Raw genomic sequence first — 26,497 nt, forward strand, 5'->3', positions numbered from 1 at the left:
CAGAAATAACATCATCATATTCTACGGACGGCAAATTTTCTTCACTAGTTTTAGCAACTCGTTTTACTAAAGAGTCAAACTTACGCTGTTCCCAATCGTCAGTAAAGCCCTTAAACCGCAGTTTTGGTTTTGTTTTACTCATGTGAACCTCCCGAAAGAAGTGCCTTCAAGGACTCGATAACCTCTTTGCTATCCTCAGTTACTGCTAGTTCATCGACTAGCTTAAGCAATTCAGCTTCTTCTTTTTGAATGTCCGCTTCAACATCAACGATATCTCGATTAACCTGAACCAAGTCAATTGGCTCTTCTTCCTCAAATGTATCTACATAACGTGGAATATTAAGGTTAAAGTCATTTTCACGAATTTCATCCATGGAAGCGACATGAGCATATTTTTCAACATCTTCACGTTTCAGATACGTTGAAACAATTTTTTCAATATCTTCCGCACGCAGTTTATTGCTGTTCTTTTGCTTTTCAAATCCCTTAGAAGCATCAATAAACAAGACATCATCGTTTTTACGGTTTTTTTCCAAGACCATAATGATTGTCGGAATACTCGTATTAGTAAAGATATTTGAAGGCAATCCAATCACCGCAGAAATATGGCGATTTTCCAACAAAGCTTGACGAATTCGTCCCTCTGCGGCACCACGGAACAAAATTCCATGAGGCAAGACGATGGCCATCCGCCCGTCAGAATTCAAGTGATATAGACTATGCAATAAAAATGCGTAATCAGCCTTTCCCTTTGGTGCCACACCATACTTAAAACGCGGATCGTCTTCTCGATTTTCAGCATCCCACTTTTGTGAATATGGGGGGTTAGCCATAACCGCATCAAACATACGTGGTGTATCAATACCATCGACCGCACCATCCGGCCAATCGCTTGCCAAAGTGTCACTATTTCGCAGGTTAATATCGTTATACTCAACCCCGTGCATCATTAAGTTCATCCGGGCCAAGTTATAAGTTGTTGTAATCAATTCTTGTCCATAATATTTAATGGCACCTTGAACACCCGCATTTTTCATATATGAAGCGGTGGTAATCAAAAGTGAACCAGATCCCATTGTTGGATCATACAAACTATAATTTTCTTTGTCTTCACGACCAGCTGTCAAAATCCGCGCCATAATATCTGAAACTTGGTGTGGCGTATAGAATTCTCCCGCCTTAGCCCCAGAATTTGCAGCAAACATTCCAATCAGGTATTCATACAGATCACCCAAAACGTCAGCATCAGCATCCAACTCAATTTCATCCATCAAGTTGATCCAATCAATCATCGTGGCTGTTCGCGTTTGAGTATTAGCGCCCAAACGAGATGAAGTTAAATCAAGATCTGAAAAGATACCTTCATAATCAGGTTTTGCTTCAGGGCTAATCCCTTGATTAAATCGATTCAAGGCATCAGATACCATCGTGATATTAAACTTATCAACATCAATGGCTTCCTTCCAGTCAGAAAACATGTCACCAGGCTGTAGCACGTAACCGAGCTTTGCCTGCATAAAACTAGCGGCTTTCTCACTATCTTGAGACCAGACACTCTCCCAAGTTTCATTTCCAAGAACAGAATCAAGCCAATTTTGTGCCTTTTCAGACAAGAACTTATAAAACATGATTCCAAAAATATAGTTTTTATATTCTGATGGCTCAATCTTTCCACGCGTTTCGTTCAAAGTTTTCCAAATTAATGCTTGTCGCTCTGCAGTTAATGCCATTTTTTTACTCCGATTTTTATTGTAGGGTCTTAAAGAATGCTAGCAATGACTCTTCAAAATCAGAAATTTTAAAGAATGACATTTGCTGTGCGGTCTCAATTTCGTTCATGCGTTGCTTTAGCTTAGGATTATCATTTAGTCCAACACCCGGTAAGTAGTCCTCATAACAGGCTAACAACGTGTTGCCCGGAATGCCCCAACCATCCCCCCAGCGCCGAATTGCTAACTCTTGATTTAAACTTCGAATATTTTGCCGAACCATTTCCAAGCTTTCAGTATCAAACGGCTCAGTATACTTACCCTGTTCAATACCATTAATAATTTCTTCCAGCTCAGCTTTATTATCGCCATCCAAAGCATTGATATGTTTTTCAATCTCTTGGCGAGTTTCCTGCTTATGGGTTGCCATATATTCGTTCAGCAATTCAACCAGACGATCATAATCGATAATGACGTGTTTATATAGGCCCATTGCAATATCCAAATCGGTTAAATCAGGGCGTTCTTTTTGTGGAATGAGCTTTATAGTATCGTACAAACGGGCCTGTAAAGAACTGAAATGATCGGTACCTGTCAAATTTATAGCAATTTCTTCGCCAGTTGGATCTTGGTTGTCATCAAGAACCGGAACGGTATCACCGATTTCATAACCTTGCTGTACCAACCTTTGAACTTTACGATTTACCTTTTCTGCGATATGAACAAACTCGATCTTTTCTTTCATCAAATCGGGGATCTGACTGAAATCATCACCTGCTAAAGCCTTCAAGATTTCTATTTTTGGAATCAATTTTTTGATTTCTTCAGCAATATCAGGTGCAAAAGGACCAGGAACAACTCTCCCTTTCTCTTTCCCACCTTGGGTATAGATTACCAAGGCCTCTTCGACCAATTTTTTCATTAACGTCCCGTTACGATAAAAACGAACTTTTCCATACGGCTTTGCATTTTGATCAATCGTACGGTTAGTACGGGACATGGCTTGGATTAATAGTCCTTCTTTTAAGACCTTATCCATGTAAATCGTGTTAACGTATTTAGAATCAAACCCCGTTAATAATTGATCCGAAACAATAATCAAGTCTAAACGTTGTGGTGTTTTTTCTTCCTGTTCAGGGGATAACTTTTGATTATATGGTTTCTTATGCGCAATTCGTTTTGTTAAATCGTTCAAATAAAAACGCTCAGAGTCCTTATCATTAAGAAAATTACGGGTATCATAAAATGTCGAATACTCACGCATTGCTTGTTTAAGTTCTTCTTGTAAGCCAGAAGAACCTTCCTCATTTGTTTCATCGCGCGAATAAGTAATAGCCACACGCAGTTCCGGTGCCAGCTCCTTAAACAGCTTATAGTAAGCCACCACTGCCTTTTTCCCAGAAACAGCAAAAATCCCATGGAATTGATTAGGTTTACGGATTCCCATTGCTACCGGTCCGGAATGATTTTTCCGCCAGTTATCTCGAATATCTTTAACGACCAGTTCCATATATGGGCGCGAATTATAAACTTCTTTTTCGAACTCTTTATCAGTAAGATGTTTAGCTTCAGCGTTCTTCTCAAAGTTTGACGTGTAATATGACACATCAAAACCAAGGACATTTTGATCACCAATTGCATCTTTAATTGTATACTGGTGCAATCGCTCACCAAATACATCAGCCGTAGTCTTATTATGACTAGTCTTAACACCATTCTCGACGTCACTATAAAAGTTTGGCGTTCCAGTAAAACCAAACCATGTCGTTTTTGGCATTGCTTTTTTAATTCGGTCAACTGCGTCACCGCTAGCTGAGCGATGAGCTTCATCCATCAGGATAACCATCCGCTCATCCGATTGAAGACCAGCTTTAATTGCTTTATCCAATCCTTGGACAGTAATTAAATAGATGTTAGAAGACTTATTTTTCTTCTTTAATGCACTCTTGAGTTCATGTCCCCTCACAACCTGGATCCGCTTTTCAAACGTTTTATAGGCAAATGATTTAAAGTTATCAGCTGTTTGGTTAACTAAATCCACACGGTCGACAATGAACAGGACATTTCGAACCCGAGGCATTGATGCCAATAATTGAGCAACTTTAAAAGAAGTGACAGTTTTACCACTACCTGTGGTATGCCAAACGTAACCCCCTTCTTTTTCGACAACACCATTGTTTTCCATCACTCGCATTCGATCCATAATGGCCCGAGTAGCCTGAATTTGATAAGAACGCATCACCATCAAATTATCGTTATCAGCATCAGGAATCATATTGGTTGTTACTAACCGATGCAAGGCTGGAATTCCCATAACTTCATGGGCAAAAACCATGGCATCCGTTACATCTTGTCCTTGTTCATCACGCCACCCAAAAACAAAAGACTTATTGTACTCGTCCGTGTTCTTTGGTCGAGCAAAGTAATGCGCAGAATGTTGCGACAAAATGAACATTACTTGTACGAAAGAAAAGAGACCAGTATACATACCGTCCATGTCATACTTACGAAACTGTTCAAAAGCTGCAAAGGCGTTGTCTCGCGATTCATCCTTCAATTCTGCTTGAGCCACTGGTAACCCATTAATCAAAAGAACAATATCAGTGCGTCGATTCTTAGCCAACGAATTTGTCAAATTAGGAAAAGTAATTTGATTGACAACCTCATATCGTGAACGTCCTCCAGCAATTTCATCTTCGTAAAAAATCTCAATTTCTAATTGCGTTCCATCATCACGAACCAAGGGTAAGGTACCCACACCTCCAGCCCCTGCTAACAATAGCTGAGCATCATAGGGCGTCTTGTTGTGGTTCAGTTCCAACTTTAAATGTTCAAATTCATTGTCGGTCAGTGGAACCCCAGCTAACTTAGTCCAGTTGTTTTCGTTTAGAATATTACGCCAATTTTCTTCCAATACATCTACCGTACGGTTGGACAAATCCTCACGGTAAACCCATCCTTTTGTACTAGTAAGTTTCTCAATCAGCGCCTTCTCAAATTTTGCTTCTGACATAGCTCTCTTCCCTTGCATTTTTTAGAATGAATTTGTCTTAAAAAGTGTTCTCTAGACAATTCTAGCAAGAATGTTTACATTATAAAAGAATATCTTTCACAAGATAAAAACAGACAATAAAAATCTAATTTACAAACAAAAAAGCGATGAAATCATCGCTTTTCATTTTCCTATGTAAAATAAGCATAATATGAAAGTTTAGAATGATGCTTGATAATTAGTTGGTGATAGAGTCAAGTTGCCAAAACTTTTCCCATCGATCTTAAAAAATTTCACATCACTTTCATTCATTTTTACCTTGTCAACATTATATAGACGATAAAGCACATAATTTTCTGGATGCGTTCTAGCAAAGTCAACTTCGTTACTACTAATGTAAAATGGTGTTTCTTCACCTTGCTTCGTAGTTTTTACTTCGATATACAGCTCATTACCGTCTTCATCAAAAGATAAAATGTCGTAGCCCAAACCATCGCCTTGGGTAACTGAAACATGTTCGATTTTCTCCACTAGTTCTGGATGGTCATGTAGTCTTTCCTTTTCAAATTTCAGCACCGCTTTTTCGCCAAAAAAGCCAAGTTCACTATTATTTTGCTGACCTTGTGCATAATCAAGTTTCCGCCCTTGCCTTTTGCTCACTCCTCTATTTGGTGTTTTTTCTTTTGTTGCTGGTGCTTCCGTTTCGACCAAATCAACTTCGGTCAGATCTTTAGCGGTTTTCTTATCAGCTTTATCTAAATACAAAGTCTGTCGATCGTTTACAGACAAAATATATTCAACACTTTGCTCAATATTTGTATCATCAATCAAACTGTTCTTGACCGCTTTCAGGCTAGCCAACATATCCGCCAAATCTTGCTTCATAATTTCATTAGATGGTAAATGTTTAGCCGAATATTCAATACTAAATATGTTTCCTAACTCATACCCAGTAACTAAAGTATTGGATTCAGAAGGACCTAACAAATTAATATCACTGTCTGTCATGTGTCCATTCTGAACTGTTAAAGTATTTTGGAAAATTTTTGCTACATCTTTAATTCTCTTTTTAGCGTTCCTTCCATAAGTTTCATGAAAAAAAAGTCCACCCTTGATTCAATGACAAGTAAACCCGACTCATATCCGATGAAAATAAATAAACAATATAAAATCCACGAACCGCCGACCGAGTAATGTCTGTATCAAACACTCCTATCCACGGTGCTGTTGCCCAGTTTCCCTTTCCAGCAGAACCAAAAGACACGATATTTTCTGTGAAAAGGCCTTCTGCATCTTCTGAAAAACCATTTCTCAAAAGCTTAGCTAACGCATTATTTTTAATTGGCTGCGATTTTTCGTCTAAATATTCATTGAGAACCGTTTCGATTGTATTCCGAATTGTCATAATATTTCCTATACAATTTTTTTATTCATTGTATAACAAATAAGAATGAGTGCAAACAATCCTATTCACTCCCTCACCTTTGCCTTCATGTACAGCACCAGTTTATTGGCATCCTCTGGGCTGAGGTAAGCAACTTCGTATGCTTTATCGTCGCGGTGGTACATGATTTGTTCTTGATCGATATACCATTTTTGAATATTTGGCAGTAAGTGATTTGTTAATTCTGAAAAGCCGAATTCATTATTTGTGGCCAATGCAATTTGAGTATGGAGGATGGCATGCTCAATTAAATTGCAATAGACCAATCGACGTCGCTCCTGTGGTGCAAAGGGATATTTGTCCTCGCGGATTGAGTCCGGACTATAGAGATTATGGTAACGATTCGCATCGATATGGTGGCAGTACAAGCCCTCATCGTAGCGAGAAAAGTCGCCATTCTTTAACTCATCGGATTTGCCTGCAATAAAGGCCTCGTATGACGTTTCAGAATAATAGTCATCCTTGGCTGGCCCATACTTCATCAGTAGGTCTGCCACCGTATCCGAATAGTTCTTGTTCAACAATTTGAGATAGTCTTTTACGGTCGTTGTCATCGTCTTTCTCCTTTATCCACCTAGCTTTCCTGCCCCTATCCTACTACTCTGGCACGCTTTTTTGTATTCCTTTCGTTTGAAAGTCTCACTTCCTAGTGAGACTTTTTTAGACCAATTTTTTGTCTTTGTTCGTTTTCATCAATTTTTAATCGATAGTTTTTGATTAAAATACGATTAGAAATAACAACTACTTTGCAATTAATTATTAATTTTCTCTTGACAGTCTCATTTTTATTATTTATGCTGTTCTCAACAAGTTGGCAATTGCCAATTCAATCACAAAAACGATGATCGGAAATTTTAGTTGGATTTGTTTTCACAGAAAAGCTGGATGTTAATTCGTGAGAACCGGCCAAACAAACCAACTAAATCGTGCCCGTGAGTTAGCTCTCGAACTGAGTAGAAAGCGTCGGTGTCAGGCCCGTTACCGCCACAAGTTTTTTTGACTTGGCAAGCTAGGAGTGTGTGAACCTCCTAGAAATTGAGGTGGTACCACGCGCAAACGTCCTCTTGTATCTTCGGATACGAGAGGACGTTTTTTTTGTGAAAAAGAAGGAGTAGGACAATGACAGACAATCAAACAGCATTTTTTCAAAATCAATTTTATGGCAAAAGTATTTTAAAAGAGACCGACTTAACCACTAGCGAGCTCAACTTCTTAGTTGATTACGGTCTGCATTTGAAGACATTAGCCAAGCAAAACATCCACACCAAACTGTTGGATGGCAAAAACATCGCCTTAGTCTTCGAGAAGAACTCAACACGAACCCGGTCAGCCTTCACCACGGCCGCCAATGAACTGGGTGCCCACCCCGTCTTTCTGGGCAAGGACGACATCCACCTCTTCCACAAGGAATCAGTCGAAGACACGGCTAAGGTACTGGGCGGCATGTATGACGCCATTGAATTCCGGGGTTACCGCCAATCTAGCGTGGAAGCGCTCGCCGAATACTCCGGCGTCCCCGTTTGGAACGGCTTGACCGATGACTGGCACCCAACCCAAACGATTCCGGACCTTATCACCATCAAGGAAAACTTTGGCAAATTAGCCGGTTTGAAAGTTGCCTACCTGGGTGATGGCCGTAATAACGTGGCCCACTCCCTCCTAGTTGGCTGCGCCATGGCTGGCGTTAATATCGCCATCGTTAGTCCCGCTAGTCTTCAACCTGATCCAGCAGTTGTCGCTACCGCGCAAGGCTACGCCAAGGAAACTGGGGCCACGATTACCATTACCGCCGACCAGGCGGCGGGCTTGAAGGATGCAAACGTCGTCACCACCGATGTGTGGGTTTCGATGGGTGAGGATAACTGGCAGGAACGAATCGAACTGCTCCTCCCTTACCAAGTCAACATGGATGCCTTGGCCATGACCGGTCACCTTGACGATGGCCAACTAATCGTCCTCCACTGCCTTCCCGCCTTCCATGATTTGCGGACAGAAGTTGGCAAGGAAGTCTACGTCAAATACGGCCTGAAGGAAATGGAAATTACCGATGAGGTTTTCCAAAGCAAATATGGACGCCAATTTGACGAAGCCGAAAACCGCAAGCACGGTATCAAAGCAATCATGGCCGCCACGCTTGGCAGCCAATTTATCCCCAAAATTTAATTTCACGAGAGCGGTCTGCTGCAAGACCGCTACCATCCCAATCATTCCAAACAATCCTCGAAAGGAAGTCCCGCTATGAACGCTGCCATCTCTGGTGTGACCGGCTATGCCGGCATGCAACTCTACGCCCTGCTCCAAGAACACCCCGAAATTGAAACCATCAACGTCTACCAACACGACTTAGAAGACGCCATCCCCCTCATCGAGTTGAATCCGCGCTTGCACCTCACTAGCCCCCAGCTCGCCTACCCTTACGACAGCCAGGCCATTATGGATGACAACGACTTGATCTTCTTTGCCACCCCAGCCGGTGTCACCAGCGAGCTAGCCGATCCGTATTTGGCAGCGGACTTCCCAGTGATTGACCTTTCCGGCGACTTTCGCCTGAAGGACCCGATTGAATACCAGAAGTGGTACAAGAAAACGCCGGCCGACCAGGCGGCCCTCTCAGCTGCTTACTACGGCCTGACCGACATCTATGAAAATCCCGGCGCCCGTTACGTGGCCAACCCCGGCTGCTATGCCACCGCGACCCTCCTCGGCTTGGCACCAGCGGTGATGTGCGACTTAATTGAGCCCGATAGTATTGTTGTCGATGCCAAATCCGGCCTATCCGGTGCCGGCAAAGCCCTAACTCAATCGGCTCACTTTAGCCAAGCCAATGAAAATCTTCAGGTTTACAAGGCCAACCAACACAAGCACATCCCCGAAATTTTAGCCGAACTAAAAAAGTGGAACCCCAAGGTTAAGCAGCTGCAATTCATGACGACCCTGGTTCCCATCGACCGCGGTATCATGTCGACCATCTACGCCAAGGTCAAGCCCGGCGTAACCTCTAATACGGTTCTGGCTCACTACCACGATTTGTATAAGGACAACCCTTTCATTGAAGTCACCGGTGAGACTTTGCCCGACATCAAAGCCGTCCTCGGCACTAATGATTGCAAGATTGGCCTGGTTCTCAATCCGACGACCGGCTACCTGATGATTGTTTCCGTCATTGACAACATGCTCAAGGGTGCCGCCGGCCAGGCCGTACAAAACATGAACCAACTCTTTAACTTCCCGGTCACAACTGGATTAGCCCTGACCCCCGTCGCTTTTTAAATACTTTATCAACTTGAATGTCTATATATAGGAGAAAACTGATGCAAGAAATTGACTTTACCTGGCCCGCCGGCTTCCAAACCGGGGCCACCCACGCCGGCTTTAAAGAAAACGACCAACTCGACATGGCTTGGTTAGTCTCAGACATGCCGGCTGCCGCTGCCGGTGTCTATACCAAGAACCAATTCCAGGCAGCCCCCGTCCAACATACCAAGCAAAAAAATCAACCAGGCGCACAGCCTGCAGGCCATCATCATCAACTCCGGTAACGCCAACTCCTTTACCGGCCAAGAAGGTCTCGACAACGCCGCCACGGCTAGTCAATTGGCTGCCAATCAGCTCGGCCTGGACGATAGCCTAGTCGCTGTCGCCTCCACCGGGGTGATTGGTAAGCAACTCGACATGGCCACTTACCAAACCGGGGTCGACCAACTCAGCCTCAATGCTGACTCAAAGATTGTCGAAGCCATCCTAACAACCGACTCTTGCCCCAAGCAAACCTGCGTTCAGGTCAACATTGACGGACAGCCGGTCACGATTACCGGCTTTGCCAAGGGTTCCGGGATGATTCACCCAAACATGGGGACAACTCTCGGCTTTGTCGCCACCGATGCTGCCATTGATGGTCAAACTTTGCAGGGTCTACTCTCCGACTCGATTCAATCTTCTTTCAATCAAATTACGGTTGATGGCTGCATGTCGACCAACGATATGGTGCTGGTCATGGCCAACGGCGCTTCCGGTAATACCACTTTGACGGCCGAGCATGCCGAACTGGCCGAATTTGCCACCGGTCTCCACCAGGTCTTGGTCAACTTGGCCAAGATGGTGGCTAAAGACGGCGAAGGCTCGAACAAATTTGTCGAGACGAAGGTCGTCAATGCGGCTAACACCAAGGAAGCCAACCAGGTCGCCCGGGGGATTGTCGGCTCCAATTTGATTAAGGCAATGCTCTTTGGCGAAGAGAATAACTGGGGCCGGATTGTCCAGGCAATCGGCCAAACCCAGGCCCAAGTCGACCCCAACCACCTGACCATTTGTCTTGGTGACCTGGTCTTGGTTCAGAACAGCCAAAAGGTGCTCGTCGATCAAGACCAGCTCCAACAACTTTTTGCCCAAGACCAAATTAAGATCACGGTCGACCTCAACGCCGGAACAGCGACTGGACTGGCCTGGGGCTGTGACCTGACCTACAAGTACGTTGAAATCAACGCCGCCTACGAGGGTTAAGCAGATGATCATCATTAAAGTCGGTGGCAATGCCATCAGTCAACTAGATGATTCCTTTTTTGAGCCAATTCAAGACTGGCTGGCGGCCGGTGAACAGGTCGTCATCATTCATGGTGGGGGTCAATTAATCACCGAAGCTAGTCAATTTTTTGACCTGCCCACCACGAAAATCGATGGTATCCGGGTAACACCGCCGGCAGTTTTGTCACTGACCGAACATTTATTGACCAACGTAATTCAAGATTACTTTGCCAAATTATTTGAAAAACATGGCATCTCCTGTCTCAAAGCCAACCAGGACCTACCAATGCTATTGGAGTGTGAATACCTAAACCAGGACCGCTTTGGCGAGGTTGGCCAGGTGACCGGCATTGACCAAAACTGCCTGAACCAGCTGCCCTCCGGTCAGGTGGTGCTGTTAAACTCCCTGGCCAAAACTAAGGAGGGTCAGGTTCTCAACGTCAACGCCGATGCGGCCGCCCAAGCCCTGGCAAGCTTGACGAATGCTGACCATTTAATCCTCTTAACGGACGTTCCCGGGGTCTTGGTCGACCAGCATTTGCTGGAGCGCTTGCAGCCAAAACTGGCTGCCCAATTAATCGCTGCTGACCAAATCACGGGTGGCATGCTACCAAAGGTTCATTCGGCCTTTGCAGCCCTCCACCACGGCGTTCAAAAAATCACGATTACCAACCAGCTTCAACAAAAAGGAACAGAACTTACATTATAGTAAAGAAAGTGAGCAAATTGATGACCGCAACCATGCATACTTATAATCAGTTTCCAATCGAAATTGTCGATGGTCATGACTTTCATTTGATTGACCAAAATAACAAGGCTTACGTTGATTTGACCAGTGGTATTGGCGTTTGTAACCTGGGCTACTCCAACCAACAAATTACCGCAGCCGTGACAAAGCAGGTGGGAAAAGTCTGGCATATTTCCAACTTATACCCCAATACCCTGGCCGAGGCAGTCGCCGAAGACCTCTGCCCCGACGGCTACCAGGCCTTCTTCTGTAATTCCGGGACCGAGGCCAATGAAGCCGCTATCAAATTAGCCCACAAGTCAACCAGCAAGGAAGAAATTCTGGCCTTTGACTACGGCTTTCACGGCCGGACTCTGGGTTCATTATCTGTGACTGGTTATCCCCATATTCAAGAAGGCTTTCAACCGCTGATGCCGGCCGTTGACCTCTTAGCCTATAACGACCCCGCCGCCCTCGCAGCGATTACAGAGAATACTGCCGCCGTGATGCTCGAAGTCATCCAGGGCGAGGGTGGTATCAACGTTGGGGACCAGGACTGGCTTTTGCAGGTCCAAAAAAAGTGCCAGGAGACCGGTACGTTGCTCATCATCGATGAGGTTCAAAGCGGCATGGGCCGAACTGGCTACCGCTTTGCCTACGAGCAGTTTGGCCTCGAACCAGACATTATCACCGTTGCTAAGGGCTTGGCCAATGGTCTGCCCGTTGGGGCCCTTTTGGCCAAAAACGCTGTCGCGGCTCACTTTCAACCTGGTGACCACGGTACGACCTTCGGTGGTAACAAGGTCGTGATGGCCTCCGCCAAAGAGGTCCTGGCCCAGCTCAACCCGGCCTTTTTAGCCGAAGTCCGCACCAAGGGCGACTGGCTCTTTGAGACCCTGCACGAAGAGCTCGATTCACTACCAGCCGTGGAAGAAGTGACTGGAACCGGCCTAATGGTCGGGATTCATTTGGCTGAGACCGTTCCAGTCGGCCACGTCATCAGTCTCCTGCACCGCCAGGGTATCTTGACTCTATCGGCTCGGGGCAACACTTTACGCCTTTTGCCACCATTGATCATCGACCAAGCAACATTGGCCGAAAGTGTCGCAGCCATCAAAAAAGTGATTGCTGATTTATCGGCCTAATTTTTTTGCAAGTCAGACGTTCAGCAAAAAAATTGTCATTTCTCCTTGGTCAGTGTTGCCATTTATGCTCAATCGGCATAAAAAATCACAAATTTTTTTGCAAAGGATTTTCTTTCATAAAAATTCTAAAAAGGCCAAATTTTGGCCTTTTTTAATAACACTTTTTCCATTTTTCTAATCGGTTTTATGTCAGATTTCCTAACAAAATTTATTTTCATCATTTTTTTCGGCTCTATCATAGACGAAATCGCAACAAAAACCAGACATAAATTAAATAACGATGAGAAACGTTCGTTCAATTTATGCCCACCGCAAAGGAGGAAATTCTATGGCAGATTCTAATTTGAACGCTTTGCAAACCGAAGTAAACCAAGACGGTACAAAGCGAACCCTTTCAAACCGCCATGTCCAAATGATGGCGATTGGTGGAACCATCGGAACCGGTCTCTTCCTGGGAGCCGGGTCAACCATTTCACAAACCGGTCCATCAATCATGCTGCTCTATGCCCTACTGGGATTAGTCTTCTTCTTTATGATGCGCGCGATTGGGGAAATGCTTTACTCGCAGCCTGATCAGCACACATTTGTCGGCTTTATTACCAAATACCTCGGCTTTGGTTCTGGTATTTTTGCCGGTTTAACCTATTGGCTGGCACTCATCTTTGCCTGCATGGCTGAATTAGCCGCCATTGCGACCTACGTAAAGTTCTGGTTTCCAAGCTGGAATTCAGCCGTGATTCAATTGGTCTTTATCGCCGTCTTGGCGCTGTTGAATGTCTTGGCTGCGAAAGCCTTCGGTGAAACCGAATTCTGGTTTGCCATGATTAAAATCATTGCCATCGCTGCTTTGATTGTCACTGGTATCTTCATGGTCCTGACCGGTTTCAAAAGTCCATCAGGTACTTCCGCTAGCTTTAGCAATGTCTTTCATAACTTCCAAATGTTCCCTCATGGCGTCCATGCCTTTATCGGTTCAATCCCACTGGTTTTCTTCTCCTTGGCTGGAATGGAATTCATCGGTATCACCATTGGTGAGACCAAGAGCCCTCGTAAAGTTTTGAAAAAAGCGGTCAACGAAATTGTTTATCGAATCTTACTTTTCTACATCGGGGCTCTCTTTGTTATCATGTCGATTACCCCTTGGACCAGCATCGTGCCGAACAACAGTCCTTTCGTTCAGGTCTTCAAACTAGCTGGTCTACCTGCAGCAGCCGCTATCATCAACTTTGTGGTTTTGACTTCTGCCGCTTCATCGCTCAATAGTTCGATCTTTTCAAGTGGTCGTCACTTATATCAAATCGCGACTGAACTCCAAGGATCAGCTAAGCCCCTGACCAAAATTGCTAAGAACGGCATTCCAATTCGAACAATCCTAACCACTGCCGTTCTTCTGATTATTGGACCCATCATTTCATCATTTCCTGCCGTCACGAACGCCTTTCAGTTCGTTAGTGGGGCTGCCAGTGACCTCTTCTTAGTGGTCTACACGCTGACATTATTTGCTCACCGGCAGTACCGCAAGTCAGCTGACTTCATCGAGTCCGGCTTCAAAATGCCGTTCTATTCGATTTCAAGTCCTCTGACCATCGGAGCCTTCGTCTTGGTCTTCTTGTCCCTCTTCACGAACTCCAATGACTTGATTCCCGCCCTGGGCGCGGTTGCTTGGATTGTCGTCTTTGGTGGCATTTGCTACTTTGTCTTCCATAAGCGGACTCTTGGCCAATCAGCCGATCCTTTCTTAGAACCATAAACTTGCATCTGGTCTTTATCACTCGCTTTCTTTCACCCACTCCTCTTTGCGAGTCATCGTCAACAGATGCTAGACTAATAGCCCCGGTAAATTCCTACTTTGCCGAGGCTATTTTTTTATAGGAAGTAAAGTTTAAAAACTGTTTAAATTCATTTTGTCTGGAAATGATTGTGGTAAACTGTCAAAGACGATGATTTTAGCCACCAAGACTAGTTCATTGCCGACAACTAAACAAAGACGATCAGAAAATTTATTTCAGGTCATTTTGTCTAGTTTTCATCAATAGCAGTCAACCCGCGCTTGGGTGACTGTCGTACTTTATCTACTAGGAGAAATCATGTTAGACATTTTTAGAGCGATCATAATTGGAATCGTTGAAGGAATCACTGAATTCCTCCCAATTAGTTCGACCGGCCACATCGACTTAGTGAGCCAATTCGTGCAAATTAGCCAAGGAAAGGCCTTTGAGGACATGTTTGAATACGTGATCCAATTTGGTGCCATCATGGCCGTAGTCATCCTCTACTTCAGCAAGCTGAACCCATTCAGTTTCAGGAAGTCGAGCCAAGAGAAAAAAGATACTTGGACCCTTTGGTTCAAGGTTATCGTGGCCTGCATCCCCTCAATCGTCATTGGTTTGCCACTGAACAACTTCATGGATGAGCACTTGCACAAGCCAGTCGTTGTGGCTTCTGCCTTGATCATCTATGGTATTTTCTTCATTATCATTGAAAATATTTACAAGAACAAGACACCAAAGGTAACGAGCCTTGCTTCAATTGGTTACAACACTGCCTTGTACATCGGTTTGTTCCAAGCCTTGTCAATCGTGCCTGGTACCAGCCGTTCTGGTGCGACTATCCTGGGAGCCATCATCTTGGGTGCTAGCCGCTATGTAGCCACAGAATTTAGTTTCTTCTTGGCCATCCCAACCATGTTTGGGGTAACCATCTTGAAGGTTGGTTCTTATTTGTTGAAGGGACACACTTTCACCGGCGAACAGTGGGCCGTCTTGGCTACCGGAACTTTTGTTTCCTTCATCATCGCCGTTGTTGCCATCAAGTGGTTGCTAAAGTTCGTTCAAACACACGACTTCAAGCCATTTGGTTGGTATCGAATCGTGGTCGGAATCATTGTCTTGATTGCCATGGTTTGGCTCTAATTTAATTCATTAAAAGCAGAAGACCGGCTGATGCCGGCCTTTTTTATTTGCATGATTCAAGCGAGTGACCGCCACTTAGTCGTGAGGTAAATTATGCTATAATGAAAACGGAAAAGGGATGCGACTCGTCTACTAGTCACATCCCCTAGCAAACCAGTAATGGTAGCTATCCTTTTTGGTGAAAGGGCAGCCATTTTTCCTTACTCAGAAGTGAAATGGCTGTCTTTCTTTATTTCTTTTTAGGCTTTAAATGCCGATGAATTCGTAGTAATAGATTTACTAGAATTTCAATCAGCTTCGCCCAATCTAAGAAGGACATTAGCTCTCCTGAATTCAAGGTTGGGAAAGTAAGACCTCGTTGCGTTTTTCGCATAGGCACCACCTCCCCTAATTTGATATTAAGGACAGCGACCGATTTCACTCGTTTGCTACCAGCAGCATAGCATTTTCAACCCGTGATTCTTATGACGGATTGGAATATTTTTAAACCACCTTCGGGTGGTTTTTTCGTCTAGGAAAAAGCACAGAAAAAAGCCCCGGAGCTGGAATCCGGGACTTTTTCGAAAATATAAGCAGATTAAAGTTAGCGCGGTTAACTATTCACTATTTGCTGGTAGCGCTTGCTCGTTAACCAGTATGTCAGCAAGTAAACCAGAATCACAATTCCAGTCACGGTCACCATGACCGGAATGAAGATTGAGGCATCAAACATCCCCAATGTTTTGAAAACAGTTTTCAAAATTGGGAAGGCAAAGAACGCATTTAAGACCAAGAGCAACAGTGGCAAGCCGAACAGCAAACGAATCTGTCGGTTAATCATTTGCTTGGTCTCGGCCAAACTCAGGCCAATCCGTTGCATCTTTTTGAAGTTTTGTCGGTCGACTAGCCCTTCAGCCACCTGCTTGTAGTAGACAATTAGGATGGTCGTAAAGGCCAAAACAATCGATGTCAAAACACCGACAAAGACCAAACTACCAAAGACAGTCTGAATACTCTTCACGGCATCGGCCCGATCGGTGATTTGAGCACCAGTTTCATCATTAGCCCAAGAAAGCTTTTGCAAATCTTGGCTGAAGGCAATTTCATTTTCCTTCGTGCCCCGAACATCATAGGCGTACAAATACGTCACGGCATCAGCCAGGTCACCAATTTGAATATTAACATTACCGGTGCTTTGGACATCCTTCAAAAAGTCAGTCAACTGACTGTCTTGGTTGACCACGACATAGTAATAACCTGGGCCAGAAGGGGCCGTCGAATCTGGGGCCTTAAAGTCATGGATTGCCTTCACTCGATAAGTCTTACCGGCAATTTGCAATTGCTTTGGCACCGACTTGTTGTGGGTAGCATAAACGCCGACCTCATCATTGGCCAAAGTGACCGTGCTGCCCTGCCACTTTTGCAAGCTGGCAGCCGTCATCATCCGCACCACTGGTTTGGATAAAATGTCACCAGTGCCGGTATAGCGGCTAATCTTCCCATTAGAGTCAATTTGCGACAAGATTGGTGTCGTTGCGGCCAGTTGGTGAACTTGACTCAAAGACAGGTCATGGGCAGCTGCCGTTTGCTGGACCTGAACGAGGTCAGTCGCTGACAACTGCTGGGCCTTACTAATCGTCGTATCATAAGGCAGGTACTGGCCAAATTTGCTTGTGACCTGCTGCATTGAAATCGCTGCCGTCAAGGCCACGACAATTGTGGTGAAGAGGATAGCGACCGAAGCCAACCCGGCTCCGTTATTTTTCACTCGGAATAACAAACCGGAAACCGGAATGAAGTGCTTATCCTGGTAGTAGTACTTCTGGTTTTTGCGCAACCGCTTCAAGAACCAGCCAATCCCAACAATCATCACCAGGTAGGTCCCAACAATCACCAGACCAACAGCCCAAATGAATGAGAACAAAGCATCAAGGCTGGGCTTGGTCATCAAGGCTAGCCAGTAACCCAAGAACAAAGTCACGAAGCCCAAAATTCCAAATAAAGCTCTGGCCTTTGGCTCCTTTGCAACCTTTTGATCTGACTTGGTCAAATCAATCAAGGACGTCCGGCCAATCTTCAACCATTCCACCACCGTCATTAAGAAGAACAAGGCGGCGTAAATCATGGCAACAATGATAATCGTTTGACCATCCATAGCGGCCTTGTAGTGCTGACCACCAGCCAAACTATTCAAGACCGGAAAGGCCAAGAACAGCGCAGCGTAAGCAGCTAACACACCAAGAACCACCGTCATCAACCACAAACCGATTGACTGCCAGGCGACGACCATAGCGGCTTGAAAACGAGACATGCCAAGCATCGAAAGTGTCCCAATTTGTCGTTGGCGCCGGCCGGCTACGAAGGAATTTGCATAGAAGATGAAGACTGCCCCGACCAAAAGCGACAGGACCAGTCCAAGGACCATCACCGCCTTGATGATTTTGCCGTATTCAGAGGGCGCAATACTATGATTATTGCGAATCGCAAAGAACATGGCGTTAACCATCAACAAGAAGGCGTTAGCAAAGATGAACAAACCGTAGTGACGGAGGTCCTTCTTCAGCGTTTGTAAGGCAAAACGTAGGCTCAACATCTTATTCACCTACTTTCGTCAACTCCGTCAGCTGTTGTGAAATCGCTGAAAGGTATTCTTCTTGAGACATTTCCCCGCGGTCGAGTTCTGTTTTAATGCGACCATCGCGGATAAAGAGAGTCTTTTTGGCATAAGAGGCCGACAATGAGGAGTGGGTAACCATCACGATGGTCTGTCCCGCAGCGTTCACCTCTTGGAAAATTTGCAACATTTCCTGGGCCGTCTTAGAATCCAAGGCCCCGGTTGGTTCATCGGCCAAAATCAAGGCTGGTTCGGTAATCAAGGCCCGGGCAGCCGTCACACGTTGGCGCTGCCCACCAGAAATTTGGCTCGGATACTTGTCTAACAATTCTTGGATGCCCAGACGCGGTGCCAAAGCGGCCAGGCGTTGGTCCATCACCTTTTTCTTAGCCTTGGTTAAGACCAAGGGCAGGTAAATGTTATCGCGATTATTGAAGATGTCTAAGAGATCAAAGGATTGAAAGATAAAGCCCAAATTTTCCCGGCGGAAGACTGCCTTTTTGCTATCGGATAGTTTGGTCGTTTCAACCCCGTTCAGCTTAATCGAACCGGCTGTGGGATTGTCCAAAGTCGCCATAATGTTCAGCAAAGTCGTTTTTCCAGCACCGGACTCACCCATGATGGCAACATAGTCACCCTCATTGATTGTCAGTGAAATGTCCTGAAGGACCTGCTTGTTTTGACTATCTGGGTAGGTCTTTTGAACGTGCTTTAGTTCTAATAATGTCATTGTACTTTTCCTTATTTGAAGGCGATATCGCCGTTCTTTGTTTTGATTTTCAATTTGGCATTGTCACCAAAGGTCATGGTGTACTGTCCCTTTAATGAAGCATCCCCATTCGTTGATTCCGCTTCACTGGCAGGCAACTGGCTTTGCGTGACATCAATATCACCCATTGTATTGTTGATAGTTCCGCCATCCGTGACTGTGACTTGGTTCAATGCAATATCGGCATTTTTATTATCGATTTGTACTTGCTTGGTACTGATTTGGTTCAAGCTGATGTTGCCGTTCTTCGACTGCAAGATCACATTTTGCAAATTAGCATTCGCCGGAATGGTAATTTCTAGCCGGGTCCCACCATTCTCGGAAGTGTGGGCTTCGGCTGGATCCTTATTGACCAGCAACTGGTTATTGACGACTTGACTGCGGAACAAGGGGGTTTTACTGCTATCAATTTCCCGAACCGAGTACTGGTCACCACTCTTAACAACGATGTCATAATTGGTGGTATTCACTTTGATGCCCTGAATGTTATCTGCCTCTAATTGGCTAGGCAAACCTGGCGTGAGATCGGCGGTGAAATCCTTCGTTCCCTGGACAAGCGAAACCCGTTTAAAATTAATCTCACCAGGTCGAGCCACAATGGCTGCAGCCGAGGCAATTACTGCCCCTAAAACGAGTAGAAAGGTTCCTAACTTTAAAGTTGTTTTCATGATTTTAAATCCTTTCCCACTGACGGACTAACCAACGGCTGAGCTCAACAACTCCGCGAATGACTTTGCGAGTCACGAACAAGATTGCCGGAATTGCTAACAACATCAAACCGATGAAGAAAATCCCCAAGCCGGTAAAGAACATGCCTGACCAAAATGTATGAAAAATGCTGAAGAGGCCGTAAATGAAGAATGCCACACCCGCCGCCGTTGCAAACAACAATAAAATGATGAAGACAAAGAGCAGCATGAAGAGGGTAAAGAATAGCCCACCAAAGAATGGTAGTGTCACCGGCAAAGATAATACAACCAGCACGGTAATCAAAATCTTAAAAGCGGTAGTGTGCTGGCTATATGGTGGCACTTGTTCCCCATTTTCCGTATAGTAGTCGTTCTTAACTTTTTCGCCTAGCTCTTCAGGAGTTCCCAAAGTAGTACTGGCTTCTTGGTCTGACAATCCCCCATCTTCGAGGTATTCCCGATAATATTCCAAAATGTCATTACGTTCCTGATCTGGCAGGCCCTTTAATTCTTTTTCTAGTTTCGTTAAATAGCTCATCTTACTCTCCCAAAATTTCATTCACCTGCTCAACAAAGGTTTCCCATTCTGCTTTTGCTTCAGTCAAATGGGCCCGTCCCTCATCCGTTAAGCAATAGTACTTGCGCGTCCGTTCATCAAAGATGGCCGAGCGCGTTGTCACGTAGCCCTTTTGTTCGAGCCGCCGTAATATCGGATAGGTTGTCGAGTCAGAGATTGGAATCACTGCTTGAATTTGTTTGGTTATGACATAACCGTATAATTCCTCTTTGCTGAGCGTCTGCAAGACGACGGCTTCGAGGACGAGATTAGGAATTTTAATTTTCATTACGATACTCCTTAACATCTAATACTATATGTCATATAATATGGTTTGTCAAATAGGTATAGATAAAAATATAAAAATTATTGTAAATTATTGAAGAATCAGCACTTGCCATGGATTAAAAGCGTTGATTTTGGAATTTTTCACAAAAAAAGGACTGCACTTCGCTGCAGCCTCCTAAATAAATGATGATCATTCTTATGCAAATGCGCCCGTTTGTCACCGATTAGAAAACGGTGCTATAATGAGGGCATAAAGAAAAGAGTCGGACTGGACTGACCGGCTCTTCCCAGCAAGTCACGCCAGTGATAGCTGTCTTTAGCTTCAAACAACCATTTCTGTGTGAGAATAGTGAATGGTTGTTTTTATTCCGACTTTTTCTTATCTCAATGAGGGATGTCAAACAAAAACCACCAACCGAATACGGTTGGTGGTTTTCTTTATTCAAAAGACTTTTTCTGATCTTCTGGTCGGCCAGCTGCTCCATAACGCAGAATCCATTGAAGGCCCTGAACTTGTTCCTTACTTAAGTCAGTTTTCATCTGACCCAGCTGAGTAAAAATCCAAGATATTACCATCAATAACACATCATCAGAAGCAGGTGTATTGATTTCACCACTTGCTCGTCCCTTTTGAATGAGCGTGGACATCACAGCCATCTGAGTATTATATAGATAATCATAAACAACCTTTGATTGCTTAATCACCCGTTGAAACTCGCGGAAAGTCGCTTCACCTAGAACCCGCTCGCAGTCTTCTCCTTCACGTTTGAAAGCCCTAATAATTGTGGCAAAAGTTGCTTCCGTTTCCTCCGCCATATCGACGATTGGCTTAAAACGATCACGGTAAAAGTTCAGCACCACTTCCTCAGTCAGTTCCTCTTTTGTCGGGAAATATTTATACATCGTGACAATCGAGATTCCTGCCTGCAAGCTGACATCTTTCATCCCAGTGTCATGAATACCTCGTTGTGTCATGAGTGTCGTTGCCGCTGCTAAGATTTTCTGGCGGTTTAATTGTTTTAATTCTTCTCTTTTCACACGAATGTCTCCTTGTTCGATAATTTATTTTATTATAGGTTGACATTGATTGCAATAAAAGGTTTAATATAGCTTAACAATATTTAAGTTTATTGTTGGAAGGAAGCTTATGTCATATTTAGAGTTAAAGAACATTAAAAAGTCTTATTTCCTGGGGAAAGAAGAATTCCCTGTTTTAAAGGGAATTAACCTCGACTTTGACCTCGGAGACTTCGTGTCTATCCTGGGTGAATCCGGAGGTGGAAAATCAACATTGATGAATATCATCGGTGGTCTGGATCGAAACTTCTCTGGTGAAGTTTTGGTGAAGGGTAACCTCTTGGACCACAAACAAGAAAAGGAATTAGACCGTTACCGTCGGGAAACGATTGGTTACATCTACCAATCCTATAACTTGGTGTCACATTTGTCCGTGCTCGACAACGTCTTAGTGTCATTAGACATGACGACCTTGAATAAGAAGCAGCGTGAAGCCCGCGCCAAGGAACTGTTGCAAAAGGTTGGCTTGGAAAAGCAAATTAAAAAGTACCCCAACCAATTGTCTGGTGGTCAAAAGCAACGTGTCGCCATCGCGCGTGCCCTTGCCTCTGATCCCAAGGTCATCATTGCCGATGAGCCAACTGGTGCCTTGGATGCTGAAAACACCCAAGAAGTTTTGGAGTTGTTAAACGACATCGCTAAGGAAGGCCGTTTGGTCATTACGGTTACCCACTCGCAGGCGGTCGCTGATGCCGGAACGCGGATTGTGCGTTTGGCCGATGGCCAGATTGAATCAGACGAACGAATCAAGCCCGCATTTGGAACGACTGACCAAGAAATGCTTGGTTCTCGTCCATTGCCATTGATGGCCAGTGTGCGAACTGCAGCTAAGCACTTCAAATACAATTTGAAGCACAACTCATTAATTATTTTGGGAACGGCTATTGGTTTGTTTGCCGTGGTCTTGTTCTCAGGTCTTGGAAACGGAATTTCAGGTTATATCGGTGATCAGATTGCCAAAGTAGCCAACCCACAATCCGTGACGGTTAGTCGTTATAGCAAGGAAACCGATGGCGAATCTGGTGCTGCTGCTTTGCTTGGTGGTGGTAATAAGCAAACCTTTACCGCTGATCAAATCAAGCAGATTAAAGACACAAAGCACGTGTCAAAGGTGGAAAACTCTTATAGCGCAACCAACGTCAACGCTACTGTCAATGGTAAGTCGGCAACGATTACTTCATTAACCAACTGGAGTTCAGAAAACACTACTGACAACATCGAAGCTGGTCACGCACCAAAGACCAATGAAGTGCTTTTGAATGAAACGACTGTGACAAAGCGTCTTGGCTACAGTAATTACAAGGATGCGATTGGTCAATTAATTACCATGACTTACATGGTCCAAAATGGCCAGTCAGCAACGAACGTGACAATTGACGCCAAGATTGCTGGAGTGATTAAGGCCAACAGCCAGGGTATTCCACAAGGAATTACCAGCACTCAGACCATGCAAAACGCCTTGGAAAAGGCCGGCTTGTCAACTGCCCCAAGTTCATTGAACTTGAAGGTTGATGACATGGATAACGTTAAGGCCACAACGAAGAAGATTGACCAAATTAAGGACAGCTCTTCAAACCGCCTTTACAAGACTTCTTCTGTGATGAGCATCATTGACCAAGCACAAACTTACGTCAACTTGGCTACTAACGTCTTGGCAACCATCGCCGGAATTTCATTGATTGTTTCAGCTTTGATGATCATCGTGACGATGTACATGTCTGTTTCTGCCCGTACCAAGGAAATCGGAATTCTCCGAGCTATCGGTGAATCTAAGAGCGACATTCAATGGTTATTCATTACTGAATCATTGATTACCGGTTTGCTTTCAGCAGTCTTTGCAACAGGATTAGCCTTCGTAGCTGAAGCTGCTGTCAATGCTGCCTTGAAGGGCACTGCCGATTATGCCTTCGTGCAAATTACTGCCGGCAACGTCATTACTGCCTTCGTCTTGGCAATCTTGATTTCATTGTTTGCCGCTATGCTCCCAGCCCGTCGTGCTTCAAAGCTCAACCCAATTGATGCTTTGGCAGCCGATTAAGTTTGGTAAATCAACAAATAATGATACAGTAAAAGCCGCCACCCATTCGGGTAGCGGCTTTTTATGTTCTCAAACATTTTTTGGAATTAGCTAACTTTTTTACCAACAAAAAAGCACCAACCGAAATCGGTTGATGCTTTTCTTTGTTCTCGTAAAACGATAATGTAAATATTAACGCTTTGAAAACTGTGAAGCCTTACGGGCCTTCTTCAAACCTGGCTTCTTACGTTCCTTCATACGAGCATCACGGGTCAAAAGACCAGCTTGCTTCAATGCAGAACGGAAGTCTGGGTCAACAGTGAGCAAGGCACGGGCAATACCGTGACGAGTGGCTCCGGCTTGACCAGAGAATCCACCACCATTAACGTTAACCAAAACGTCATAGTTACCCAAAGTATCAGTAGCGTTGAATGGTTGCAAAACAACTTCACGCAAGTTAGGGAAAGGAATGTAGTCTTCGATAGCCTTACCATTCATAGTGATGGCACCGTTACCGGGAACCAAACGGACCCGAGCAACTGAGTTCTTACGACGACCAGTTCCGGCATATTGTACTGCTGCAGTCATATTATCGGCACTCCTTTCTTAGACCAACTTGTTGATGTCAAGTACTTCAGGCTTCTGGGCAGCATGATTGTGATCTGCACCAGCGTACACGTGCAAGTTCAAACCTTGCTTGTGACCCAAAGATGTCTTTGGCAACATACCCTTGATTGACAATTCCAACAACTTTTCAGGATCATATTGACGGTAGTTACCGGCAGTACGTTCCTTCAAACCACCTGGGTGATCTGAGTGGTGGTAGTAAATCTTGTCTGTTGCTTTCTTACCAGTCAACTTTACTTCGCTAGCGTTGATGATGATGACGTTGTCACCCATGTCGACGTTAGGAGTGAAAGTTGGCTTGTTCTTACCGCGCAAAATAGAAGCAACTACAGTTGACAAACGTCCTAATACGACGTCCTTGGCATCAATGATGTACCACTTCTTTTCGATTTCGTTTGGCTTTGCTAAAAATGTTGTACGCATGGCGCGCTCCTTTGATTAGTTGTTTACATGTTAGGTCGTTCCTTACCTAACTTTTACAATAAGTTTCCGGGGCTTATCGTGAGGTAAACAATACCAACAACCATTGTATACGATGAATCCCGTCCTGTCAATTGTTTTCAATGATTTATCGACTTTGTTTAAACAAACATTTCATGATAAAAAATCACAAAAAATCGATTTTTTGGCCATCAATTTGAAAGGTCCCAATACCAATGAATTGACCTAATGTTACAAATATTAAATATTATGTGACAAATAAATTTCTATCGTGTTATAATTGATTCAAGGAGGTTTGCCTATGCTTCATTTTCGCGATATTTGGAAAATGAAACCCTTCTGGGTCTTCATTGCTCTGATGACTTTTATTTTTGTCGGAGCTAATGCATCAGTTGCTGATGATGATACACAGTCTGACGATACTTCAATTAGTCACCCTATCAAAAAGTATACTGATTCAAGATTAAAAACACTTAGCACAAAACAATCCACAAAAAATCAGGTCCATTCTTCTGTTTGGGAACGAGCTTTTGATTAAGGGGCTGGTTTCATTTGTTTTTGCTGGCTACCCGAATGCTGCCCGGTCTGCTTCTCAGGCTAACCGATGGATTCCTCTCCATCTCCAGCCACTTCTGCTTTGCAGACTGTCGCCCTAGCCACGACCCTACTTCTCCTCATTAGAACGTTCAACGTTTTTTAATGGCAGCGAAAATAAAAAAGGCCTCAACCATCATTTGGTTGGGGTTTTTTATTGCCCTTTTTATCAATCAAAAGTAACGGTTTCATCACCAGCATAAGCTGACAAACGGGCAGAATGTATCGTTAACTCCAACAAAACTTCCTGATCAGCATGTGGGTGGTTCTTAGCAAAAACCGGGTTCGTAAAGTATTCCTGAACATCAGCCCACTTTTTGTTTGAACGAGCCATGGTAGCCTGGTTACTTTCAATGCGAGCCCCATTTTCATTCAGGGGTGTCATAACCGCTACCTGGTCGTTAGCAGCCAAATCAACGAGCTTCGCTGCATCCGGTTGTGAAACCAAGTACCAAACGTTGGGCTTGGCTGGATCGGCTGCAAAGCCCATGATGCGCAAGCTGGGTTGGTTGTCTTTGGCAGTCGCGACAAAAACGAGGCCGCGAGCCGCTTGAATAAATTCTTCAAATAAAGTCATGTTGTCTCCCATCATTTGATTTCTGAACCACTTTGGTCAATTTCCTAGTCAACATTATACGCCACTTCATCCAAATATAAACCGGCGGCTGGCGCTGTATAACGCGCCTGTTCTCGGTCTTTAGCCGCAATCAAAGCCGGAATGGCATCAACTGGACGTCGGCCAGTCCCGATTTCTAGTAAGACACCGACCATGATGCGAATTTGATTATACAAAAAGGCATTCCCTTCGAAGGTGAAAACCAGTTCCTGCTCAGCCTCTTTGACTTCCAAATCCGCCCGAGTAATCGTGCGAATATTCGTTGTCGTTTGATTACCAGAAGCCGCAAAAGTGGTAAAGTCCTGCTCACCAATCAAATCAGGCAGCGCCTGCTTGATGCGCTCTGGGTCTAAATGCCAATGAAAGTGACCGGTGTAACGACGCTTAAAGGGGTCAACGTAATCCTGAGTCGAAACCCGGTAGTAATACCGCTTTGAATGTGACGAAAAGCGGGCATGAAAGTCTTCAGAAACTTGGTCGACTTTCTTAATCAAAATATCCCGGGGTAAAATCGTATTTAATCCCTTGCGGACACTTTCACCAGGAATATCAAAGGGGAGGTCGAAATGAATCACCTGACCGTTAGCATGGACCCCGGTGTCGGTTCTTGAGGAACCAACCACCTTAATGCGTTCAACCGGGTTCTTCCCCATTTGGTTGACGGCTTTGATTAGCTCACCTTGAACGGTACGGTGGCGTTCCACCCCATGTTTACTTTGTATTTGAAAACCAAGAAAATCGGAGCCGTCATAGGCAACGATTGCACGATAGCGTGGCATA

23 protein-coding genes and 1 pseudogene are annotated in these 26,497 nt (G+C 44.5%); 9 read left to right on the plus strand and 15 right to left on the minus strand.

Annotated features, from left to right (window positions below):
- Window positions 1–134: 134 nt before the first annotated feature.
- From BLW39_RS05855 to BLW39_RS05875, 5 genes are all read right to left on the minus strand, one after another.
- A complete protein-coding gene (locus BLW39_RS05855) occupies window positions 135–1,730 on the minus strand; it encodes a type I restriction-modification system subunit M (protein ID WP_059378018.1) in 1,596 nt (531 codons plus the stop codon).
- Window positions 1,731–1,746: 16 nt separating this feature from the next.
- Complete coding sequence (locus tag BLW39_RS05860; RefSeq protein ID WP_059378011.1) at window positions 1,747–4,722, minus strand: type I restriction endonuclease subunit R; 2,976 nt, start codon at window positions 4,720–4,722, stop codon at window positions 1,747–1,749.
- 198 nt (window positions 4,723–4,920) lie between these two features.
- A complete protein-coding gene (locus BLW39_RS05865) occupies window positions 4,921–5,817 on the minus strand; it encodes an MrcB family domain-containing protein (RefSeq protein ID WP_275936411.1) in 897 nt (298 codons plus the stop codon).
- Window positions 5,792–6,106, minus strand: a complete 315-nt coding sequence (locus BLW39_RS07160) for an MrcB family domain-containing protein (protein WP_059377999.1) — start codon at window positions 6,104–6,106, stop codon at window positions 5,792–5,794. Before BLW39_RS07160 ends, BLW39_RS05865 begins: the two co-directional genes overlap by 26 nt.
- A 65-nt stretch (window positions 6,107–6,171) precedes the next feature.
- Window positions 6,172–6,699 (minus strand): SAV1803-related protein, encoded by a 528-nt coding sequence (locus tag BLW39_RS05875; protein ID WP_059377994.1) that lies wholly within the window; start codon window positions 6,697–6,699, stop codon window positions 6,172–6,174.
- A gap of 565 nt (window positions 6,700–7,264) precedes the next feature.
- On the opposite strand from BLW39_RS05875, the gene argF reads away from it, so the two are divergent.
- The 7 genes and pseudogenes from argF to BLW39_RS05910 all read left to right on the plus strand — a co-directional run bounded on the left by argF (window position 7,265) and on the right by BLW39_RS05910 (window position 15,450).
- Window positions 7,265–8,308, plus strand: coding sequence for an ornithine carbamoyltransferase (gene argF, locus BLW39_RS05880; RefSeq protein WP_059377987.1), 1,044 nt, complete (start codon window positions 7,265–7,267; stop codon window positions 8,306–8,308).
- Between the two features lie 75 nt (window positions 8,309–8,383).
- Entirely contained in the window at window positions 8,384–9,415 is a 1,032-nt protein-coding gene (gene argC, locus BLW39_RS05885) for an N-acetyl-gamma-glutamyl-phosphate reductase (RefSeq protein WP_059377984.1), read from the plus strand.
- Window positions 9,416–9,432: 17 nt separating this feature from the next.
- Window positions 9,433–10,645 (plus strand): annotated as a pseudogene (gene argJ / locus BLW39_RS05890) (bifunctional glutamate N-acetyltransferase/amino-acid acetyltransferase ArgJ).
- A gap of 4 nt (window positions 10,646–10,649) precedes the next feature.
- Window positions 10,650–11,375: an acetylglutamate kinase gene (argB, locus tag BLW39_RS05895; protein WP_059377978.1), complete on the plus strand. Its 726-nt coding sequence runs from the start codon at window positions 10,650–10,652 to the stop codon at window positions 11,373–11,375.
- A 20-nt stretch (window positions 11,376–11,395) separates the two neighbouring features.
- Complete coding sequence (locus BLW39_RS05900) at window positions 11,396–12,538, plus strand: acetylornithine transaminase (protein WP_059377973.1); 1,143 nt, start codon at window positions 11,396–11,398, stop codon at window positions 12,536–12,538.
- 328 nt (window positions 12,539–12,866) lie between these two features.
- A complete protein-coding gene (locus BLW39_RS05905; RefSeq protein WP_409360006.1) occupies window positions 12,867–14,288 on the plus strand; it encodes an amino acid permease in 1,422 nt (473 codons plus the stop codon).
- Window positions 14,289–14,625: 337 nt separating this feature from the next.
- Window positions 14,626–15,450 (plus strand): undecaprenyl-diphosphate phosphatase, encoded by an 825-nt coding sequence (locus BLW39_RS05910; RefSeq protein WP_059377968.1) that lies wholly within the window; start codon window positions 14,626–14,628, stop codon window positions 15,448–15,450.
- 592 nt (window positions 15,451–16,042) lie between these two features.
- Here BLW39_RS05910 and BLW39_RS05915 read toward each other — a convergent pair.
- The 6 genes from BLW39_RS05915 to BLW39_RS05940 form a co-directional block, all read right to left on the minus strand.
- Entirely contained in the window at window positions 16,043–18,022 is a 1,980-nt protein-coding gene (locus BLW39_RS05915; RefSeq protein WP_059377966.1) for an FtsX-like permease family protein, read from the minus strand.
- A gap of 1 nt (window position 18,023) precedes the next feature.
- Complete coding sequence (locus BLW39_RS05920) at window positions 18,024–18,773, minus strand: ABC transporter ATP-binding protein (RefSeq protein ID WP_059377962.1); 750 nt, start codon at window positions 18,771–18,773, stop codon at window positions 18,024–18,026.
- Window positions 18,774–18,784: 11 nt separating this feature from the next.
- On the minus strand, window positions 18,785–19,480 hold the full coding sequence (locus BLW39_RS05925) for a DUF4097 family beta strand repeat-containing protein (protein ID WP_059377959.1): 696 nt from the start codon (window positions 19,478–19,480) through the stop codon (window positions 18,785–18,787).
- Window positions 19,481–19,484: 4 nt separating this feature from the next.
- A complete protein-coding gene (locus BLW39_RS05930; RefSeq protein WP_059377954.1) occupies window positions 19,485–20,039 on the minus strand; it encodes a DUF1700 domain-containing protein in 555 nt (184 codons plus the stop codon).
- A gap of 1 nt (window position 20,040) precedes the next feature.
- Window positions 20,041–20,346 carry a PadR family transcriptional regulator gene (locus tag BLW39_RS05935; RefSeq protein ID WP_059377947.1) on the minus strand — a complete coding sequence of 102 codons (306 nt, stop codon included), beginning with the start codon at window positions 20,344–20,346 and terminating at the stop codon, window positions 20,041–20,043.
- 437 nt (window positions 20,347–20,783) lie between these two features.
- Window positions 20,784–21,383, minus strand: a complete 600-nt coding sequence (locus BLW39_RS05940) for a TetR/AcrR family transcriptional regulator (RefSeq protein ID WP_059377939.1) — start codon at window positions 21,381–21,383, stop codon at window positions 20,784–20,786.
- Between the two features lie 109 nt (window positions 21,384–21,492).
- Between BLW39_RS05940 and BLW39_RS05945 the strand changes: the two genes are divergently transcribed.
- Complete coding sequence (locus BLW39_RS05945) at window positions 21,493–23,460, plus strand: ABC transporter ATP-binding protein/permease (protein ID WP_059377933.1); 1,968 nt, start codon at window positions 21,493–21,495, stop codon at window positions 23,458–23,460.
- 171 nt (window positions 23,461–23,631) lie between these two features.
- Here the strand turns inward: BLW39_RS05945 and rpsI are convergent, their stop codons facing one another.
- Window positions 23,632–24,027: a 30S ribosomal protein S9 gene (gene rpsI, locus BLW39_RS05950; RefSeq protein WP_059377925.1), complete on the minus strand. Its 396-nt coding sequence runs from the start codon at window positions 24,025–24,027 to the stop codon at window positions 23,632–23,634.
- Window positions 24,028–24,045: 18 nt separating this feature from the next.
- The gene (gene rplM, locus BLW39_RS05955; RefSeq protein WP_059377917.1) at window positions 24,046–24,489 is read right to left on the minus strand and encodes a 50S ribosomal protein L13; all 444 of its coding nucleotides are present in this window, start codon (window positions 24,487–24,489) and stop codon (window positions 24,046–24,048) included.
- A gap of 319 nt (window positions 24,490–24,808) precedes the next feature.
- Between rplM and BLW39_RS05960 the strand changes: the two genes are divergently transcribed.
- Window positions 24,809–25,045, plus strand: a complete 237-nt coding sequence (locus BLW39_RS05960) for a hypothetical protein (RefSeq protein ID WP_059377907.1) — start codon at window positions 24,809–24,811, stop codon at window positions 25,043–25,045.
- Between the two features lie 225 nt (window positions 25,046–25,270).
- Here BLW39_RS05960 and BLW39_RS05965 read toward each other — a convergent pair whose 3' ends face one another.
- Both BLW39_RS05965 and truA read right to left on the minus strand, forming a co-directional pair.
- Window positions 25,271–25,678: a pyridoxamine 5'-phosphate oxidase family protein gene (locus BLW39_RS05965; protein ID WP_059378066.1), complete on the minus strand. Its 408-nt coding sequence runs from the start codon at window positions 25,676–25,678 to the stop codon at window positions 25,271–25,273.
- 44 nt (window positions 25,679–25,722) lie between these two features.
- A complete protein-coding gene (gene truA, locus BLW39_RS05970) occupies window positions 25,723–26,496 on the minus strand; it encodes a tRNA pseudouridine(38-40) synthase TruA (protein WP_059377904.1) in 774 nt (257 codons plus the stop codon).
- Window position 26,497: the final 1 nt, after the last annotated feature.

Source organism: Fructobacillus pseudoficulneus, from assembly GCF_900108455.1.
In the GTDB taxonomy this organism is placed as follows: domain Bacteria; phylum Bacillota; class Bacilli; order Lactobacillales; family Lactobacillaceae; genus Fructobacillus; species Fructobacillus pseudoficulneus.